This window comes from Variovorax sp. RCC_210, from assembly GCF_041355175.1.
Classification (GTDB): domain Bacteria; phylum Pseudomonadota; class Gammaproteobacteria; order Burkholderiales; family Burkholderiaceae_C; genus Variovorax.
In genome coordinates this window covers 18,305-31,855 of the sequence record NZ_JBFUPJ010000010.1, presented here as the reverse complement: position 1 = coordinate 31,855, position 13,551 = coordinate 18,305, and the positions used below count along the sequence as shown (strand labels likewise).

29 protein-coding genes are annotated in these 13,551 nt (G+C 64.8%); 12 read left to right on the top strand and 17 right to left on the bottom strand.

The annotated features are described in order from the left end of the window. Window positions 1-247: 247 nt before the first annotated feature. The 5 genes from AB6807_RS24915 to AB6807_RS24895 all read left to right on the top strand — a co-directional run bounded on the left by AB6807_RS24915 (window position 248) and on the right by AB6807_RS24895 (window position 2,325). A complete protein-coding gene (locus tag AB6807_RS24915; RefSeq protein WP_371086650.1) occupies window positions 248-508 on the top strand; it encodes a hypothetical protein in 261 nt (86 codons plus the stop codon). Window positions 509-572: 64 nt separating this feature from the next. Continuing rightward, window positions 573-926 carry a hypothetical protein gene (locus AB6807_RS24910; RefSeq protein WP_371086649.1) on the top strand — a complete coding sequence of 118 codons (354 nt, stop codon included), beginning with the start codon at window positions 573-575 and terminating at the stop codon, window positions 924-926. A gap of 69 nt (window positions 927-995) precedes the next feature. Beyond that, window positions 996-1,196, top strand: coding sequence for a hypothetical protein (locus tag AB6807_RS24905; protein ID WP_371086648.1), 201 nt, complete (start codon window positions 996-998; stop codon window positions 1,194-1,196). A gap of 314 nt (window positions 1,197-1,510) precedes the next feature. Continuing rightward, the gene (locus tag AB6807_RS24900; protein WP_371086647.1) at window positions 1,511-1,915 is read left to right on the top strand and encodes a hypothetical protein; all 405 of its coding nucleotides are present in this window, start codon (window positions 1,511-1,513) and stop codon (window positions 1,913-1,915) included. Between the two features lie 140 nt (window positions 1,916-2,055). After that, window positions 2,056-2,325: a hypothetical protein gene (locus AB6807_RS24895; RefSeq protein WP_371086646.1), complete on the top strand. Its 270-nt coding sequence runs from the start codon at window positions 2,056-2,058 to the stop codon at window positions 2,323-2,325. A 55-nt stretch (window positions 2,326-2,380) separates the two neighbouring features. On the opposite strand, the gene AB6807_RS24890 is transcribed toward AB6807_RS24895, so the two are convergent. Both AB6807_RS24890 and AB6807_RS24885 read right to left on the bottom strand, forming a co-directional pair. Then, a complete protein-coding gene (locus AB6807_RS24890) occupies window positions 2,381-2,719 on the bottom strand; it encodes a hypothetical protein (RefSeq protein WP_371086645.1) in 339 nt (112 codons plus the stop codon). Between the two features lie 432 nt (window positions 2,720-3,151). Then, the gene (locus tag AB6807_RS24885) at window positions 3,152-3,496 is read right to left on the bottom strand and encodes a helix-turn-helix domain-containing protein (protein WP_371086644.1); all 345 of its coding nucleotides are present in this window, start codon (window positions 3,494-3,496) and stop codon (window positions 3,152-3,154) included. Between the two features lie 17 nt (window positions 3,497-3,513). On the opposite strand from AB6807_RS24885, the gene AB6807_RS24880 reads away from it, so the two are divergent. Further along, window positions 3,514-3,756: a hypothetical protein gene (locus AB6807_RS24880; protein WP_371086643.1), complete on the top strand. Its 243-nt coding sequence runs from the start codon at window positions 3,514-3,516 to the stop codon at window positions 3,754-3,756. 2 nt (window positions 3,757-3,758) lie between these two features. Here the strand turns inward: AB6807_RS24880 and AB6807_RS24875 are convergent, their stop codons facing one another. The 5 genes from AB6807_RS24875 to AB6807_RS24855 are packed head-to-tail and all read right to left on the bottom strand — an operon-like array spanning window position 3,759 to window position 5,485. Further along, entirely contained in the window at window positions 3,759-3,953 is a 195-nt protein-coding gene (locus AB6807_RS24875; RefSeq protein ID WP_371086642.1) for a hypothetical protein, read from the bottom strand. Beyond that, entirely contained in the window at window positions 3,950-4,249 is a 300-nt protein-coding gene (locus AB6807_RS24870; protein WP_371086641.1) for a hypothetical protein, read from the bottom strand. Before AB6807_RS24870 ends, AB6807_RS24875 begins: the two co-directional genes overlap by 4 nt. Further along, window positions 4,246-4,539: a hypothetical protein gene (locus tag AB6807_RS24865; protein ID WP_371086640.1), complete on the bottom strand. Its 294-nt coding sequence runs from the start codon at window positions 4,537-4,539 to the stop codon at window positions 4,246-4,248. Before AB6807_RS24865 ends, AB6807_RS24870 begins: the two co-directional genes overlap by 4 nt. Beyond that, on the bottom strand, window positions 4,536-4,985 hold the full coding sequence (locus AB6807_RS24860) for a hypothetical protein (protein ID WP_371086639.1): 450 nt from the start codon (window positions 4,983-4,985) through the stop codon (window positions 4,536-4,538). Before AB6807_RS24860 ends, AB6807_RS24865 begins: the two co-directional genes overlap by 4 nt. Next, a complete protein-coding gene (locus AB6807_RS24855) occupies window positions 4,982-5,485 on the bottom strand; it encodes a hypothetical protein (RefSeq protein WP_371086638.1) in 504 nt (167 codons plus the stop codon). Before AB6807_RS24855 ends, AB6807_RS24860 begins: the two co-directional genes overlap by 4 nt. Window positions 5,486-5,743: 258 nt before the next feature. Here AB6807_RS24855 and AB6807_RS24850 point away from each other — a divergent pair, with 258 nt between their 5' ends. From AB6807_RS24850 to AB6807_RS24835, 4 genes are all read left to right on the top strand, one after another. Beyond that, window positions 5,744-6,340, top strand: coding sequence for a hypothetical protein (locus AB6807_RS24850; protein ID WP_371086637.1), 597 nt, complete (start codon window positions 5,744-5,746; stop codon window positions 6,338-6,340). 86 nt (window positions 6,341-6,426) lie between these two features. Next, window positions 6,427-6,642, top strand: coding sequence for a hypothetical protein (locus tag AB6807_RS24845; protein WP_371086636.1), 216 nt, complete (start codon window positions 6,427-6,429; stop codon window positions 6,640-6,642). Between the two features lie 9 nt (window positions 6,643-6,651). Next, complete coding sequence (locus tag AB6807_RS24840; RefSeq protein WP_371086635.1) at window positions 6,652-6,891, top strand: hypothetical protein; 240 nt, start codon at window positions 6,652-6,654, stop codon at window positions 6,889-6,891. A gap of 42 nt (window positions 6,892-6,933) precedes the next feature. Beyond that, entirely contained in the window at window positions 6,934-7,494 is a 561-nt protein-coding gene (locus AB6807_RS24835; RefSeq protein ID WP_371086634.1) for a hypothetical protein, read from the top strand. A 92-nt stretch (window positions 7,495-7,586) separates the two neighbouring features. Here AB6807_RS24835 and AB6807_RS24830 read toward each other — a convergent pair whose 3' ends face one another. The 10 genes from AB6807_RS24830 to AB6807_RS24785 all read right to left on the bottom strand — a co-directional run bounded on the left by AB6807_RS24830 (window position 7,587) and on the right by AB6807_RS24785 (window position 13,081). Beyond that, window positions 7,587-7,754: a hypothetical protein gene (locus tag AB6807_RS24830; protein ID WP_371086633.1), complete on the bottom strand. Its 168-nt coding sequence runs from the start codon at window positions 7,752-7,754 to the stop codon at window positions 7,587-7,589. Next, on the bottom strand, window positions 7,754-8,041 hold the full coding sequence (locus AB6807_RS24825; RefSeq protein WP_371086632.1) for a KTSC domain-containing protein: 288 nt from the start codon (window positions 8,039-8,041) through the stop codon (window positions 7,754-7,756). The genes AB6807_RS24830 and AB6807_RS24825 overlap by 1 nt, the downstream gene beginning before the upstream one ends. A gap of 21 nt (window positions 8,042-8,062) precedes the next feature. Then, complete coding sequence (locus AB6807_RS24820; RefSeq protein ID WP_371086631.1) at window positions 8,063-9,160, bottom strand: hypothetical protein; 1,098 nt, start codon at window positions 9,158-9,160, stop codon at window positions 8,063-8,065. 8 nt (window positions 9,161-9,168) lie between these two features. Continuing rightward, window positions 9,169-10,092 carry a lambda exonuclease family protein gene (locus AB6807_RS24815; protein ID WP_371086630.1) on the bottom strand — a complete coding sequence of 308 codons (924 nt, stop codon included), beginning with the start codon at window positions 10,090-10,092 and terminating at the stop codon, window positions 9,169-9,171. Next, the gene (locus tag AB6807_RS24810) at window positions 10,089-10,904 is read right to left on the bottom strand and encodes an ERF family protein (protein ID WP_371086629.1); all 816 of its coding nucleotides are present in this window, start codon (window positions 10,902-10,904) and stop codon (window positions 10,089-10,091) included. The genes AB6807_RS24815 and AB6807_RS24810 overlap by 4 nt, the downstream gene beginning before the upstream one ends. Beyond that, the gene (locus tag AB6807_RS24805) at window positions 10,901-11,137 is read right to left on the bottom strand and encodes a hypothetical protein (protein ID WP_371086628.1); all 237 of its coding nucleotides are present in this window, start codon (window positions 11,135-11,137) and stop codon (window positions 10,901-10,903) included. Before AB6807_RS24805 ends, AB6807_RS24810 begins: the two co-directional genes overlap by 4 nt. Before the next feature lie 112 nt (window positions 11,138-11,249). After that, complete coding sequence (locus AB6807_RS24800; RefSeq protein ID WP_371086627.1) at window positions 11,250-11,573, bottom strand: hypothetical protein; 324 nt, start codon at window positions 11,571-11,573, stop codon at window positions 11,250-11,252. After that, window positions 11,570-11,770 (bottom strand): hypothetical protein, encoded by a 201-nt coding sequence (locus tag AB6807_RS24795; RefSeq protein ID WP_371086626.1) that lies wholly within the window; start codon window positions 11,768-11,770, stop codon window positions 11,570-11,572. Before AB6807_RS24795 ends, AB6807_RS24800 begins: the two co-directional genes overlap by 4 nt. A 157-nt stretch (window positions 11,771-11,927) precedes the next feature. Continuing rightward, complete coding sequence (locus AB6807_RS24790; RefSeq protein ID WP_371086625.1) at window positions 11,928-12,326, bottom strand: hypothetical protein; 399 nt, start codon at window positions 12,324-12,326, stop codon at window positions 11,928-11,930. Beyond that, window positions 12,326-13,081 (bottom strand): helix-turn-helix transcriptional regulator, encoded by a 756-nt coding sequence (locus tag AB6807_RS24785; RefSeq protein ID WP_371086624.1) that lies wholly within the window; start codon window positions 13,079-13,081, stop codon window positions 12,326-12,328. Before AB6807_RS24785 ends, AB6807_RS24790 begins: the two co-directional genes overlap by 1 nt. Before the next feature lie 70 nt (window positions 13,082-13,151). Between AB6807_RS24785 and AB6807_RS24780 the strand changes: the two genes are divergently transcribed. Both AB6807_RS24780 and AB6807_RS24775 read left to right on the top strand, forming a co-directional pair. Further along, window positions 13,152-13,349, top strand: coding sequence for a helix-turn-helix domain-containing protein (locus AB6807_RS24780; protein WP_371086623.1), 198 nt, complete (start codon window positions 13,152-13,154; stop codon window positions 13,347-13,349). Then, complete coding sequence (locus AB6807_RS24775; protein ID WP_371086622.1) at window positions 13,349-13,528, top strand: hypothetical protein; 180 nt, start codon at window positions 13,349-13,351, stop codon at window positions 13,526-13,528. Before AB6807_RS24780 ends, AB6807_RS24775 begins: the two co-directional genes overlap by 1 nt. Window positions 13,529-13,551: the final 23 nt, after the last annotated feature.

Sequence of the window (13,551 nt, the reverse complement as noted above, 5' to 3'; positions counted from 1 at the left end):
GGCATGCAGGGGGCGGTCGGGTCGACGAGCTTGCCTCCTTAGGCCAATCGGCAGAACCTCCTCGACGTGCATCCCGGCCACCCGGCGGATGTCCAAAGGCTTTCAGCAAGCGTAGGCTCTGGCCGACATGCTTCGCCATGGCCGGGCGGGAAATTCATGGCTTGCAGACTCAGGTGCCGCTTTCGGCATCCATTGCAGGCCGGTGAATTCGTACTTCGGCCGATCCGACAAGAATCGGGGAGCCCAGATGGTCGAGTATTTCCGGGTAGGCCTGCCCTACATCCGTGTGCGTTTCAAGGTGCCCGCGCGACGCGGCGGGCGCATCGAGTTGCATGGCAAGTTCGGCGTGATCACAGGCGCCAGCGGCGAGTACCTGCTGGTGAAGTTCGATGGCGAGCCCAGCGCGGTCATCGTGCATCCGGTGGAGCCGAACTACGTGGAGTCGGGCGAGGCCACCGAGCCGCCGCCCGCGTTGCCGGAGGACGGTGCGCGGCCGTGTGCCGAGTAGCAGGAGGGCGTGCCTGAATGCGGGCTTATGCTCGTGCCAGTTTTTTTGCGCGACGCGAACCTCCATGAAGAAATCCAAAGCCCCGGCCAAGCCGGCTCCCTACGACATCAAGAAGCAATGGCATTGGGGCCGTGCCATGCGCGAACTCGTCATCGCCGATTTCCTCAAGGACGGCAGGGTGCTGGTGCCCGGCGAGTACACGGGCGAGGGCCCCGCCACCGACGACGGCACCGGTGCGCTGCGCACCGTGGGCGGCATCCAGGTCGGCGCGGCCGACTACGCGGCCGGAACCATGTGGGTGGGCCGCAAGCTGCGGGAAGGCGACTTGCCCGCCGGGCCTGGCGCAAAGGTCGAGGCGAAAGGCACCGAGTCAAAAGCCATCGAGGGGAAAGCCGGCGGCGCACCTTCGGCTGACTAGGGTAAATCCCCGCGATTTTTATCTCCCGGAGGTCTAAGTTGCATTTGTGACCCACTGTTGGAGACAAACATGTTGATGGTTGCAAAGGTAGTGGCGGTCGGCGCGACCGCCCTCGTGATGGGCGGCACGCCCGCACCGGCCAGCGACCGCGACGGCGCTGCGCTTTCGGCCTCGCCCGTCGCCTCCGCCGAGCTGAATTCCACCCAGACAGGCCCAGCATGCCCGAGCGGCTGCAATGTCTGGCGAATGATCTACGACGGGCGGCGCTGAGAGCGGGCGCATCGGGCTTGAGCGGCCTCGCGCGGGCCGCGGGGGCGGCTTGCACTGTCTCGCTCGCAGCCTCCGCGAGACATCTCATTGACACGGCATTTGCACGGGCTGGTTTACTGTGGTCAAAAACTGTATATTCATACAGTCTTTTTTGGCAACAGGCCTTTCACGGGCGCGCCATGCGCTGGAGGCGATGAACCATGAACCAGTTTGAGCTTTTCTTTCCACGGGCTGTCGCCGCGACGGCCATGCCTGCGGCCATGCCGCGTCATGCGCCCGCCGTGACGCGGCACGTGCCTGTGACGGCTCGTCCGATGGCAACGGTGACAGCGATGGCCGCAGTGGCCGAGCCACCCGCATCCATGTCGCCGCCGCCTTCGCGGGCAGCGCGTGAAGCGCCGTTCCGCTTCGAGGACATCGAGGTCGAGCCGCGTGTCACGTACACCGTGCGGCTCGCCGACTACGCGCACCCCGCAGCCGACGCCTCGAAGGTCGCCGAGCAGCGCTTCCGGCGCGAGATCGACCGGCAATTGGGCGACGACGTGGTGCCGGCGCTGCGCGCCTTCCAGAACGCCAGCGAGTCCAGCGAGAGCGACTTGTCGAAGGCCGAGATCGCCATGGCCAAGCGCTGGGCCAAGGCCTACGACGCGGCGCGCACCGCGGGCTTTCGCGACCTGGGGGACACCGACGAGGCCTTCTTCGACGTGCGGCCGGTCTGACCGGCAGACGCGCGCTCGACCGGGCAACGAATCCGTTTCGGGCGGGGCTGCGTAAAGCAGTCTGGAAGGCCCGGTTGCTAGGCGGTGCGTCTGCTTGCAAGACGCCCGCGTCTCCGCATGGCCGTTTCTGTACTCCCCCGATGCTGGAGAAAGCCATGGCGACCTACGAGAAAGTGATCCGCGAAACCGGCCGGTTCCACGTGGTGGATGCCGACGACTGCGAGGGCACGGTCGTCGAGTACACGACCTACTTCCTGCGCCTCAGCCTTCACAAGTCCTACAGCCCGAAGGTCGCGGATGTCTCGTACCGCCTGCTCGACGGGCAACTGGTGAACCGCACGCGCGCCGGGCACTTCGACACGGGCAACGGGCTTTGCAGGTTCTTCGCGGTCGAAGAGGGCGTGCACTGAGGGCGAGCGCCCGGATGCCGGTTTGCCGCGCGCGATCGCTTTGCGCGATGAGGCGTCAGGGCTTTTGAGGTTGCAGGTAGCCCGAGTAGCACTCGGGGCTGTTCTCGCTGCCCTGCGTGCAGTCGGAGAAGCGGTACAGCGCTTCGATCTCGATGACGGGAACCGGCTTGTTCAGCACCGTCTGTTGGCCGGCCACGCGGCCTTCGAAGCTCGCCAAGGTGAACTGGGCGACGAGCTTGCTGTCGTAGTACCCCGCGCCGCAGGCGACGAACTGCTGCTCGTCGCGCGGCCACTGCAGCACGCCTTGCGCGTCGGAGGTGGCATGCAGCAGCGTGAAGCACTGGCGGCCGGGCTCGCGCGTGTCGATGACGTTGATGCCGCCAGTCCATTTCACGCGCTGGCCTTGGGCTTGGGGTGCCAGGGCTTGGGCAGGGGAGAGATTGGCGGCCGGGCTTTTCGGTGTGCGGCCAGGTTGATTGGTTTCGCGGCTCGCGGCGAGTGCTGCGCTTTGCGACGGGGGCGTGTCGTTGGGGGAGGGCGTTGCGCAGGCTGCGAGGAGGGCTGCGGCGCAGAGCGTGGCGGTGATGCGTCGGTCGGGGGAAGAGGGCATCGGTGCAATGTACTGCGGGGGATGCGGGGGACGATGCAGGTGGTCTGGACCGTCGAGGCGTTCGGTGTTGGGCCGAGCAACTGAAGGTTAGAGGAATCGAGATCGGTTGGAGACCGAAATGGCCTGCCCGGAGGGGATCGAACCCCCGACAACCTGCTTAGAAGGCGGCTGAAGATCAATGGCGACAAAGACTTAGCGTTCTGCGACCCGTTTTCGCTACCCGATGAGGCGCGGAAGCTCGGGGCGAAGCCGAGTTCGGCCGCTGTTTGCTGCTTTGCGCCGCCCCGGAGGGGCCGTGAAGGCATGCGCGGCGTCCGGTAGCACCGGGGCCGGTGCACGCTCTGGTGCGGCTCTCAGATTGGCCAGGGCCTGAACGCGCAGGGCCTCGATCAGCGCATCCTCGGGAAAGAGCCAGGCGCGACCGTACTGGACTCCGGGCAACCGGCCGTCGCGCGCGGCGATTTCCACTGTCTGGACTGTGCACTGCAGCAGTTCTGCCACCTGTGCCGCCGTCAAGAGCCGGACACCGCATTCTGCGATGGGGGAGGGGTGTGCTGTCATTGGGTAATACTCATTGCATGGGCAAACCGACACGCACAGCACGCCAGTTGCAGGAAATTCTGATCGAGCGCATTGAAGCGCTGCCGGGCTTGGCCGGCCAGGTCACCGACGTGCACCTCGGCGGCGTGCGGTGGATGAATGGGGGCGAGGGCGGCCCGACGTGGACGGTGCCGATCCTTCGCGACCGCGATCAACACCGGCCCGACATTGCGCGCGTCATCAAGCAAGCGCAGATGGAGTTCGATCTCGATGAAGATTGAGGTCATGCCGTGTCCGTTTCCCGGGAGGCCGCCGGCTCGGGATCGCCGCAGATCCACACCAGCGCGTCGCGCGGCAGCGTGCGCTCGGCCGGGAATGGCCAGCCCGGCGTATGGGTGCGAAGTCGCACGAGGTCGCCGGTGCGCTCGAGCTCGACTCCGAACTCGTCCTCGCCTTTGACCTTGTAGATGCGCGTCATGCCCGGGCCGCCCAACCGGAAGGCTCGTGCAGGCTGCGGATACGGCTGCGCTTCGCGTACAGTGCTGCGCGCGTGAGCGGGGGCCGCGGCATGTTGATGCCCGGGCCTGCGAAGTAGATTGCGACGGGCTTTCCGCCACGCGCTTGGCGCAACCAGTCGCCGATGTGGGCTTCTCGGCCGACCATCACCATCACGCCCAGTTCAACGCTCACGGTCTTGATGCTGCGCTGCACGCGCTGGGCGAGCTGCGCCTGAGTGCCAGGCATCGCGGCGACGAGGACGTCGCGGCAACTCACGGGCGGCCCTTCGCATCGTTGCGTGCGTCGATCGCGCGGCAGACCTCGATGCGGTCGTCGCTCTGCAGCACCGGCTTGTCGATGCCTTCCACGGTGCGCCAGTGGCCGAGCTTCGAGCCGACAGCTCGGCGGCTGTCGAACACGATGGTCTCACCGCAGTAGGTCCAGCGGTTCAACTCCCCGGGCACGGGCTGCATCACATAGCGCGCGGCGTCCGGGTTCGGCTGGCGCACGGGCGCTGGTGCCGACACCGCAGTCGGCGCGGAGGCTTCGAAGAGGTCGAAGGTCATTTCCGCAGGTCCCCGATCAACGCGATGGCTTCCTTGCGCGATTCGGTCTCGCGGATGGCCTCGATGGCCGCCGTGAGGGCGGCGTTGTGCGCCGCAACAAGATTGGGTGCCAGTGCGCCCCCGGACGGCTGGCCGATAGCCTCTTGTGCGGCAGCATTGGGCAGCGTGGTTGTGAGTTCGTAGGTCGCGGCGAAGATGTCGGGCTTGCAGGGATAGAACTCCCCCTTCACCCCCTTGATGATCCAGTCGCACGGCTGCGCCGTCATGGTGCCCTCGAGCGTTTGGATTTCCAGCGTTTCATCGCGACCGGAGGTGAAGTTCACGAAGCCCACTCGCTCGCACCAGTGGTGAAAGGCATCCGGCACGTCCACGCCGGCGGCGGGCAGCTGGAACGCCTCGATTACGACGGGCCTCTTGCGGAAGAGGGTGTTCGGTTCGGTGCTCATGCGTTTTCCTTCTGGTGTTGAGCGATCCACTGCTGCACCGCATGCGCGGCGTCCATGTAGGCATCGCTCGGCGTCTTCGTGATTTCCTGGCCGGGCCGGTACGTGCGCCAGATGTCGTCGCGCAGCGCCTTGGGCAGGGTGAACCAATGCTTACGGCAGCCCCACATGGCCGGGGGCACCTCGGTGGCGCAGCCAGGCCAGTGGCAGGTATGCGCCGGTGCCGGCCGCGGGTAGATGCGCTTCAGGTGCGCGATGAGGTTCTTGACGCCCCGGCCTTCGACTCCGCGCTTGCGGTCCTTCCACAGGCCCGTGCCAGGCCAGAAGTCAGCGACCTCGCGACCGATGCGGATGTGGGCGCCGTCGTTGTGGATGGTGTGCTTCACGCCGGCTTCGGCGAGCAGCTTGGGCGCGTGCTCGCGGTGCGCGGCACGGCGCTCTTGCGATTCCTCTCGCGTGGCCTTGAAGCCGTCGACCATGCCGTCGTCGTCTTCGTCGTTCATGGCTTGACCCTTTTGAATTCGACGACCCAAACCCACGGGTTGGCGGCCCAGTTGCCAGGGACCCGCTGCCTTTCGCGATGCTTTTCACGATCGGCGGAATAAAGCTCGCGGCGTCGAGCGTTCACTGCATCGCGATTGCGCTCGTTCCAAGTCGGCCGTTCCTTCACCGCTGACGGGAAGGGCTTTGTGCTCACGACTTCAGGCGGCGCCATGGGGCACCTCGCGCATACTTTGATTCCATGTTTGGAAGGAGCAGTGATGAAAAAAGAGTTTGGGATCTCGATCGAAAGGGACTTCAAGCCCTTCCCAGTGCTTTGGCATGCATCCGCCTGTCTCCGAGACATCCGGGAAGACGGCGGGACAGGTAGCTACTGGGCAGGGTTGGGTGCGCTTGTCACCTTGGCCTTTGCGATCGAGGGCTTTTGCCAAACAGAAGGTCCGCAGGTGTTCGAGGGCAACTGGCTGAGTGGAAAAAAAGTTGAGCGAGAGCCTGTTTATGAAAAGTTCAAGCTGATCGGTAAGGCCGTGGGGGCGAACGTGAACTACGGAGCCTTGCCATGGAGTGACGTCCGCCGAGTTCTCAGGGCCCGCGATTCGCTGGCGCATCCACGACCGGCGAAAAGACAGGGGTCGGCCCGGTTGGCCATCTCTCCAGATGAACATCCAATCGATGCGGCAGCCCACCTCGTCATGGAACCTTGGGAGCATCTCCTCGAGCTCAAGGCGGCGAAGAAAATCGCTGACAACGTTGACAGTGCGATCAAGCAGATTTGGTCCAGGATGGGCCGCAAGCCTTGGGACCTTCACATGCATGGAACCACGAGCTACGTCATGTCCACTGTGACGAGTGAGTAGAGGCCGCCTGCGCACGGCGCGCTCGCGCTCAGAAGAGGTGTCGAGGAGGTTCAAAATGCGTCTCCTAACTATTTGGGGGAAGCGACATGGGAAAAGCCGAGCCGAATGTGGTCCGACTTGAAATTGAGTGGGGTGCGCAACGAGCCTGCGTGGTGATGCATCAGGACGGGGAGGCAGTCACGATTCAATCGATCGAGCGTCCTGGCCTCGGCCCTCTTCCGGGTGACGGCGAGGCGTATCGCAGCATCACAGAGGCGCACAACCAAGCCTGGTGGCAGTGGAAAGATTCGCTGAAGAAGTAGGTCAACGTAGTGCCCAAGCCCACCCGCACCGCCACCCAGTTGAAGGCCATGCTGATTGCGCGCATCGAAGCGCTGCCGGGCCTGAAAGGCCAGCAGACGGACGTTCACCGCGGCGGGGTGATCAGAATGCCGTCGGAGGAGGGCGGGCCGAACTGGACCGTGCGCGTCGTCACCGACCGCGGCACGCACCGCAATGACATTGCGCAGCTCATTCGCACGCTGCAGGGGCAGTTCGACCTCGAGGACTGAGACCCGCGATACTCCCGCTACCAAACAACAGAGGAGCCGGGAATGTTCGACGGGCCGTGGGGGACCTGCATGCTTGTGCGCGGACTGAATCCGAGCGAGTGCGCGTCTTGGGTTCAGGCGTGGGGTTCGATAGGAGCCATCCTTGCTGCCGTGATGGTTGCCTTTGTCCAGCACAGGCAAAACCTTCGACAGCAGCGCTTGGTCGCAGAGTTGGCGCGCCGGCAGGCAATCGCGGCTCACGTTGCCCGTGGTGAGGCGATGAGCAGTGAACTTGCGGCAGCGACTCCGCTTGCCGTGAGTCCGGCGACTGCGGAATGGGTTTCTGTACTCGGGCACACACAGCGTGTAATGACAGAACTCGGCGTCTTCGACTCGTTGCCGGTGAACAGCTTGCCGGACGGCGAAGCTATCAACGCAGTTCGGCAGATCTCTCGGCATGTGGCTGAGTGGAATGGAGCGCTGCAATACGCCTACGCAGCGCGCAGCGCGGGGCACGATTTGGCCGAAGTCCGCCACCAGTTCGAAATGAAAATTGCGGAAGCTTCGGAGCAACTCAGGCGAGAACTTCAGATCCTGAAAAGCAGTGCCCTTGACCCGGATTAATAGCATCGGTCCGATCGGCGTGGCATGCGCTGAGCCGAAGCGGTCTCGGCCGAGCGCGTTTGCCGCTGCGATGGACATGCTCGCGGCCGTGCTCATGCTGGGTTGCTCGCGACAGTCTCGACGACCTCGCGCACGGCCTCGGGCGTGATGCCCAGGGCCTGCGCGGCGGCGCACGCGGCTGCTTCGCGTTCAGGGTTCAGCTCGAGGGCACGCGCGAAGGCGGCCTTCACTCTCTCGATGGGGTAGACGGTGAAGTCCATCAGGCAGCCTCGGGAGCCTTGAACTTCTTGAACCGCAGCGGCTTGATGTGCTTGCCGAAGTAGCCGCCGATGGAGTCGGCCGCCATCAGGTCGGCGTACACCTTCGCGTCCACGTTCGGGTACTGGTAGACGGTGCCAGGGCCGCGCGTGAAAGTGGCGGCGAGGGTCTTGCTCGCGGCGTCGTAGCCGATGGAGGCCAACTGGCTCGAGTTCACCGGCTGCATCGCGATGACGATCAGGTCGGCGTCGGCGGTTGCAGCCGAGGAGGCGGAAGAGGGTTTGGACATGGATGCTCCCGTCGGTGGTGATCAGGCCGCGAGCGGCTGCAGATGCGCGGCCTTGGCCTCGGCGGCGCGGCGCGCGAGGGCGTCGCAGATTTGCGGGAACTGGTGCTCGTGATAGAGCGTGGCGCCGCGCTCACGAGAGGCGGGTTCGATGCCCAGACCGCGCAGGTGCTCGGCGGTCAAGGCGAATCCGAGCCGCTCAGCGATGACGCCGATGCGCAGCGTGGGTGTGCCGTGGTCGGCGGATTCATTGGCGGCGGGCACAACCGGAAGGGCCTGCTGGATCGGCGCCGGCGCAGCAACCGGTGCGTGCACCGCACGGCGCACGGAGTAGCTGGCCAGCGTCGGCCGCGGGCGTACCGGCTCGGCCTCTTGGCGCTGCTCTTCGTCCTGCGCGGCTGGCGCTTCGGTCGGCTCTGCTGCGGGCGCAGCGGCGGGCTGCTGGCGCTTGAGTTCGTCGAGCTGGGCCTGCAGCCGTTCGTTCTCTTGCCGCAGTTCCTCTGCTGCGGCGCGCTCGCGCGCTTCGGCGATCATCTTTTCCAGAGCGCGAATGGTCGCGTCCTTCTGTGCCGAGGCGCGCACTGCGAAGTCCGCGAAGACCTCCGCGCTCACGTCGATGTCCCGCACGTAGGCCAACCCGGCTTCGATGCGTTCGATGGGCAGCCCCTCGGCCATGGCGACGTAGCCCTCGATCTTGGCGATGGCGTCCAGGTGCTTCTGCTTGCGCTCGGCTTCGATGCGCTCGCGCTCGGCCTTCTCCTCGGCCAGCTTCTTCTCGTGCGCCTTGATCTGGCCGTCGATGAAGGTTTCGACGGGCTCCACGATTTTGATCAAGCGCGTGGCCTCGTCTTCGATGACCTTCTTGCAGTCGTTGAGCTGGTCCTTCGTCTTGTCGCGCAGGCGCTGAACCGCGAACCGACCGGACTCGCGCAGCTCCAGGCGCGCGTCCTTGGCGGCCTTGAAGCCCTTGGGCGTGCTCATGTCGAAGACGACGTTGCGGTGGCGATCTGCCAGCGTGGTGACATCGGTCTCCAGTGGGGAGAAGAGAGCCAGGGCCGCCTGGGCGATGGAGTGCGGCTTGACGGCTACTTCGTTGGGGGTGGGGGTGGATACCTCGGACATAGGGCCTCTCAAAAGGGGTTGTCGACAACTGCATGGCCGCGTGCGGGCGCGGTGGGCTCGGGGAAGAGGGAGGACGTGGGTGCGGGCGCCGGAGCTGGCGCAGCGCTCGCTGCGGGTGCCGCGGGTGCATCCGCCGGCGCGACCTTGGGAGCTCCGGACATCTTTGTGGGCGTGCGCAACACCTCGAGGTGGCTGTCCACCAGCCGCATGAAGCCGATCAGGTCCGCTTCGAGGGCGGTGATGGCGTCCTCGTTGCGGTAGATGCGCTTGACGAACAGGTCCTTGCCGACCGGTTCCAGCCACGGGCAATACACCACCAGGTCGCACCACTGGCGCCCGGTGATCCAGAGGCCGCCGTTGATCTGGTCGATGTATTCGAGGTGTGCGGTTTCAGGGCTGGCCCAGACCTGCCCCAGCTTGTCGCACGCGAACGGACATTTGATTTCGACCATGCCGTCGTCGTCGATCAGGCCGTCGGACGAATACCCGAATCGCTCGTCATCGGTCAGGATCAGGCTGACTTCTTCGACGAGCGCGCCCGTGCGCTTCTCATAGACCACGCGTGCCCTGGGTTCGAGGTCCCGCCCGCGGCGCATCGCATACGTGACGAACGTGTCATCGAGCGGCTCGCGGCTGATCGTTTCGAAGGCCACGAGCCAGGCGTACTTGATCGCCGCGGCGCCGGGCTCTTCAGTCGGCTCGCCGTTCAGCGCCTTCGCGATGCCCCCTGCCACCGGCTTGGTCTTGTAGCCGGCCTTGGCGCGCGCATCAGGCTCATCCATGCCCAGCTGCAGCGCTTCGACATAGACGCGCTGCTGGTCGGTCAGGCCGCCAACCTTCTCGCGCGCCTCGCTGAATCGGGAGGCCGTGGCCACGCCGCAGCGCGCGCGCAGCCAGTCTTCGCTGCCTTGGGTGTAGTTCAGCAGGATCACGACGGGCGACCTCCTGCCTTCAGCTTCCGGCGGTGAGCGATGACCGCGTCCTTGAACTCGGTGTACAGGTCGCGGCGCTTCGTATCCGCCAGCGCGACGCAGCCTTCTGCCCACAGTGCCGCGGCTTCGCCATCGGTCTTAGTGCCCTGGAGGCGATGGAACAGCGAATCGGCGAGGCGATCCGCATCACTGACCTGTCTCGGGTCGTTGGGGCTGGGGCCCGCCCCATTGCCATCGTCGTCGTTTTCGCCGATGGCCACGTTGAAAATCAGCTTCAGCAGGTAGCGCTGGCCGTAGGTCATGGCCGAGCCGGAAGCGTGGGTTTTGGTCATGACGTCGCCGCCCTTGGCGCCCTTGCCGTCGGCGGGCATGTCGCACTTGTAGGTGCGCATGTGGCCGGCCGCGTGAGAGACGTAGCAGAGGATTCGGACGTGGCCCGCCTGGTCACTGGTGGCGGTGTCGAAGCTGAGCGCGAAGCCGTTCTTCGTGTAGATCGGGCGCAGGGCGCGGTTGAGCTGCGCGTAGCTGGCGTAGGTGCTGCGAGTCTGCGGATTGACCGCGTCGGCCGAGATCGGACCCATGGCCGCCTGCGCCTTGGTCATCGCCGCATTGAACTTCTGCTCATTGGCGCGGGCGTGCATGCGCTCGTGCATGCTCAACAGCCGCTCCATCTTGTCAATGTCGACGTTCGGGTCGTTGGCAGCGGCCGTGATGGCGTGCATGACGGTCGCAATCTCGTTGCGCGGCGGGAGGACAACCTGCGATTGCGGCGCGAGAACCTCCGGCTCTGGGCGGGCGAGTGCGGCTGTCACTTTGCGGTGCCCCAGAGAGCGAACCAGGAATCGCGCGGGCCTTCGCCGTACATGGCGAGCAGCACGGCTGCCAGGATCAGCAGGAGCACCAGGGCGGCGACGATCAGGTAGTCGCGACCGGTGGAGGGGAACCAGAGGCCTCCCATGGCCTCATCGTTGGCCGCCGGCGGAAAGCCGGTCGGTGCGGTGGCGCCGGCGTGCGGGCGCGGCGGATGGACAAGGCGAACGCTCACGATGCGATCCTTTCGTAGAGGAGGAGGGCGATGACGAAGAGGCCGGCCAGTGCGCAAGCGGCGGTGACCACCTTGTGCGGGTCGGCGAGGAGGGTGCCGAGGCGGGCGCGGCTCATCGCGTGCCTTTCGTGGCCGCGCGCTCGGCGGTGCGATCGTTGGAGCCCGCGGTCGAGGAGCGCAGCGCGGCGGTTTCCGACTGCTTGCTGTCCATCCAGGCCATGAGCATCAGGAGGACGATGCAGGCGAGGGTGCTCAGGGCCCAGTCCACGGCGTGCTGAGTGAAGGTGCGACGGGCAGTGCTCATGCCGCGCACCATTCGAGCGGAGCCATGGCGCGCTCGCGGCGCACGTCGGCGTAGCGGCGCCGCATAGCGGCGCCGCATAGCGGCGATCTGGCGCTGGATCTCCAGCAGTTGGGCTTGCAGGACTGCCTTCATGCCAGCCTCGCCGCGCGGTTGTGGGACAGATCGAGGTTGACCGCGGCCGCGACCTGCAGTCGGACTAGCGCGCCGGTGTCCTTGGCGACCGCATAGGCGCGGTCGAAGGCGATCAGCTGTTCTTCAGTGAAGTCGTGGCCGGTAGGTGCCACCGCGGTCGGCTTGGCGTGGGCAGTTCGCCCCGGGTTGTTGTGCATTTGCGCTCCTCGCAGCCGAAATGGCCATGGAGTGCATTATGCAGAACTGCATTGCTGTGTCAATGCATAAGTGCATTGTGCTGGCGATCTTGGCTACGACGGACAAGAAAAAGCCCGCTACGAGCGGGCGATGTCTTCCGGATACATGCAGCTTGGCCTAGTAGCCTCGACAGGCAGTCTTGTTCACAGTGAAGTCGTCTAGAAGATAACCGTCGAGGTTCACGTAGCGGTACCTGATCTGGAAGCCGCTCTTGAAAAACTCGTCAGCCCTGAGCATCGAGCAGACTTTTGGAAGTAAGACGCCTCGATTGAAGTCGCGCCAAGTTGCGAGCTCGTGGTTTGGCAGGTTAGGGTTCACCGCCACCACTAATTCGTGAACAAGCGTCGACCCATCCGCATAAGCTCGTCCCGATTGGGCAACTTTGCCAGGCGCCCTCTTGGAAAAGTCGTCGTTGGATACCTTGGCCTGTTCAATGGCATGCTGCTCCGTAGGTGTTGCCGCGTGAATGTTGCCCAGTGAGATCAGCAAAAACGTAGCAACGAGGATTGTTCGCATCAGTATTGCTCGCTCTTCCAGACAGTCAGGATCTTGCCAATGATGTGAAGGTGTGGGTTCTTGGGCGAGATGTCGTAGGGGGGGAAATCGTCCTTGTTTTTGGAGATCACGCGCAACACAAAGCCGGGCCCGTTGAACTCGGGGACGCGCTGCAAGATCTTGATGTAGCCTTCATCGCCCACACGGAAGAAGTACACACCTTCGTGATCGACGCGATTCACGCCGCGATCCATCAGCAGCGGGTCCCCGGGATTGAACATCCCCTTCATCGAAGGGCCGAACCCTGTGACGATACAGAGGTTCGCCAAGCTGGTGTACGAGCGAACATTCAGCTGCAGCCACTCGCGATCCACGCGCCAGCTCTTGATGATGCCTGGCGGTTCAGCCTCGAGCAGCAGCTTTCCCCGGGTGTCCATGCCGCCGCTGACCTCGTACTGGACGATTACCACTTCCCCCGCGTCAACGTGTGGTGCAGGCGCGGGTGGGGTACTGCGAGGCGCTTCTTCCGTTGCATATCCTTCGATCCGCGCCCACTCGCGCTCGGCCAGATCTTCGTCATAGAAAGCGAGCGCATCGACACCCAGAAACCGCGCAGCCAAGTCGAAGCTTTCCGTTCGCCGGGGTTGCTTGATGTCGCCCTTTTTGAATCGGTCGAAGCCCGACTGAGCAGTCGGGCGCTTGATAGCGGCAGCTAGCGAAGTCGGGTTCAGTCCGCGTTTCGCCAAGAGCTTGTTGAAGAGGGTGACTCCGTCCATGCCTCGACTATGCAGAAATACGTAATGCAATACTGCTTGAAATAACAATGCAGAAGTGCATAATCGTCGCATGACCCAAATTCAAGCGGTGATCCGACAGCTTCGCGCCACGCTGTCGCAGTCCGAAATTGCCAGGCGCACCGGCATCGCGCAATCCAAGATTTCGCGCTGGGAAGCAGGGAGGGTGGCGGCTGGCGCCGAAGAGGCTCTCAAGCTGGCGGCACTCGCGCAGCAACTGCCCACGGCGCGATCGAAGAAGGCTGCGTGATGCACGTCAAGCCTCTTTCGTCACTGAGCCACACCGAAGTGGCCGACCTCGCCACCCAGGCTGCCGAGCGGGGCGAAGAGCTCCCCCTGGCGAACCCGTTCCCCGAGGGCGGCTGGCGCCACACCGTCTTCCGCGACGTGTTCGCTGCCCGCGTCGCCGACCTGCAGCCGATCGGCTGACCACTTCACCCCCACCACGAGTT

Bases quoted from the DNA above. Each gene is read 5' to 3' on its own strand.
- AB6807_RS24915 (WP_371086650.1), top strand. From the start codon at position 248: ATGGTCGAGTATTTCCGGGTAGGCCTGCCCTACATCCGTGTGCGTTTC.
- AB6807_RS24910 (WP_371086649.1), top strand. From the start codon at position 573: ATGAAGAAATCCAAAGCCCCGGCCAAGCCGGCTCCCTACGACATCAAG.
- AB6807_RS24905 (WP_371086648.1), top strand. From the start codon at position 996: ATGTTGATGGTTGCAAAGGTAGTGGCGGTCGGCGCGACCGCCCTCGTG.
- AB6807_RS24900 (WP_371086647.1), top strand. From the start codon at position 1,511: ATGGCAACGGTGACAGCGATGGCCGCAGTGGCCGAGCCACCCGCATCC.
- AB6807_RS24895 (WP_371086646.1), top strand. From the start codon at position 2,056: ATGCTGGAGAAAGCCATGGCGACCTACGAGAAAGTGATCCGCGAAACC.
- AB6807_RS24885 (WP_371086644.1), bottom strand. From the start codon at position 3,496: ATGACAGCACACCCCTCCCCCATCGCAGAATGCGGTGTCCGGCTCTTG.
- AB6807_RS24880 (WP_371086643.1), top strand. From the start codon at position 3,514: ATGGGCAAACCGACACGCACAGCACGCCAGTTGCAGGAAATTCTGATC.
- AB6807_RS24875 (WP_371086642.1), bottom strand. From the start codon at position 3,953: ATGACGCGCATCTACAAGGTCAAAGGCGAGGACGAGTTCGGAGTCGAG.
- AB6807_RS24865 (WP_371086640.1), bottom strand. From the start codon at position 4,539: ATGACCTTCGACCTCTTCGAAGCCTCCGCGCCGACTGCGGTGTCGGCA.
- AB6807_RS24860 (WP_371086639.1), bottom strand. From the start codon at position 4,985: ATGAGCACCGAACCGAACACCCTCTTCCGCAAGAGGCCCGTCGTAATC.
- AB6807_RS24855 (WP_371086638.1), bottom strand. From the start codon at position 5,485: ATGAACGACGAAGACGACGACGGCATGGTCGACGGCTTCAAGGCCACG.
- AB6807_RS24850 (WP_371086637.1), top strand. From the start codon at position 5,744: ATGAAAAAAGAGTTTGGGATCTCGATCGAAAGGGACTTCAAGCCCTTC.
- AB6807_RS24845 (WP_371086636.1), top strand. From the start codon at position 6,427: ATGGGAAAAGCCGAGCCGAATGTGGTCCGACTTGAAATTGAGTGGGGT.
- AB6807_RS24835 (WP_371086634.1), top strand. From the start codon at position 6,934: ATGTTCGACGGGCCGTGGGGGACCTGCATGCTTGTGCGCGGACTGAAT.
- AB6807_RS24830 (WP_371086633.1), bottom strand. From the start codon at position 7,754: ATGGACTTCACCGTCTACCCCATCGAGAGAGTGAAGGCCGCCTTCGCG.
- AB6807_RS24825 (WP_371086632.1), bottom strand. From the start codon at position 8,041: ATGTCCAAACCCTCTTCCGCCTCCTCGGCTGCAACCGCCGACGCCGAC.
- AB6807_RS24820 (WP_371086631.1), bottom strand. From the start codon at position 9,160: ATGTCCGAGGTATCCACCCCCACCCCCAACGAAGTAGCCGTCAAGCCG.
- AB6807_RS24800 (WP_371086627.1), bottom strand. From the start codon at position 11,573: ATGAAGGCAGTCCTGCAAGCCCAACTGCTGGAGATCCAGCGCCAGATC.
- AB6807_RS24795 (WP_371086626.1), bottom strand. From the start codon at position 11,770: ATGCACAACAACCCGGGGCGAACTGCCCACGCCAAGCCGACCGCGGTG.
- AB6807_RS24790 (WP_371086625.1), bottom strand. From the start codon at position 12,326: ATGCGAACAATCCTCGTTGCTACGTTTTTGCTGATCTCACTGGGCAAC.
- AB6807_RS24785 (WP_371086624.1), bottom strand. From the start codon at position 13,081: ATGGACGGAGTCACCCTCTTCAACAAGCTCTTGGCGAAACGCGGACTG.
- AB6807_RS24780 (WP_371086623.1), top strand. From the start codon at position 13,152: ATGACCCAAATTCAAGCGGTGATCCGACAGCTTCGCGCCACGCTGTCG.
- AB6807_RS24775 (WP_371086622.1), top strand. From the start codon at position 13,349: ATGCACGTCAAGCCTCTTTCGTCACTGAGCCACACCGAAGTGGCCGAC.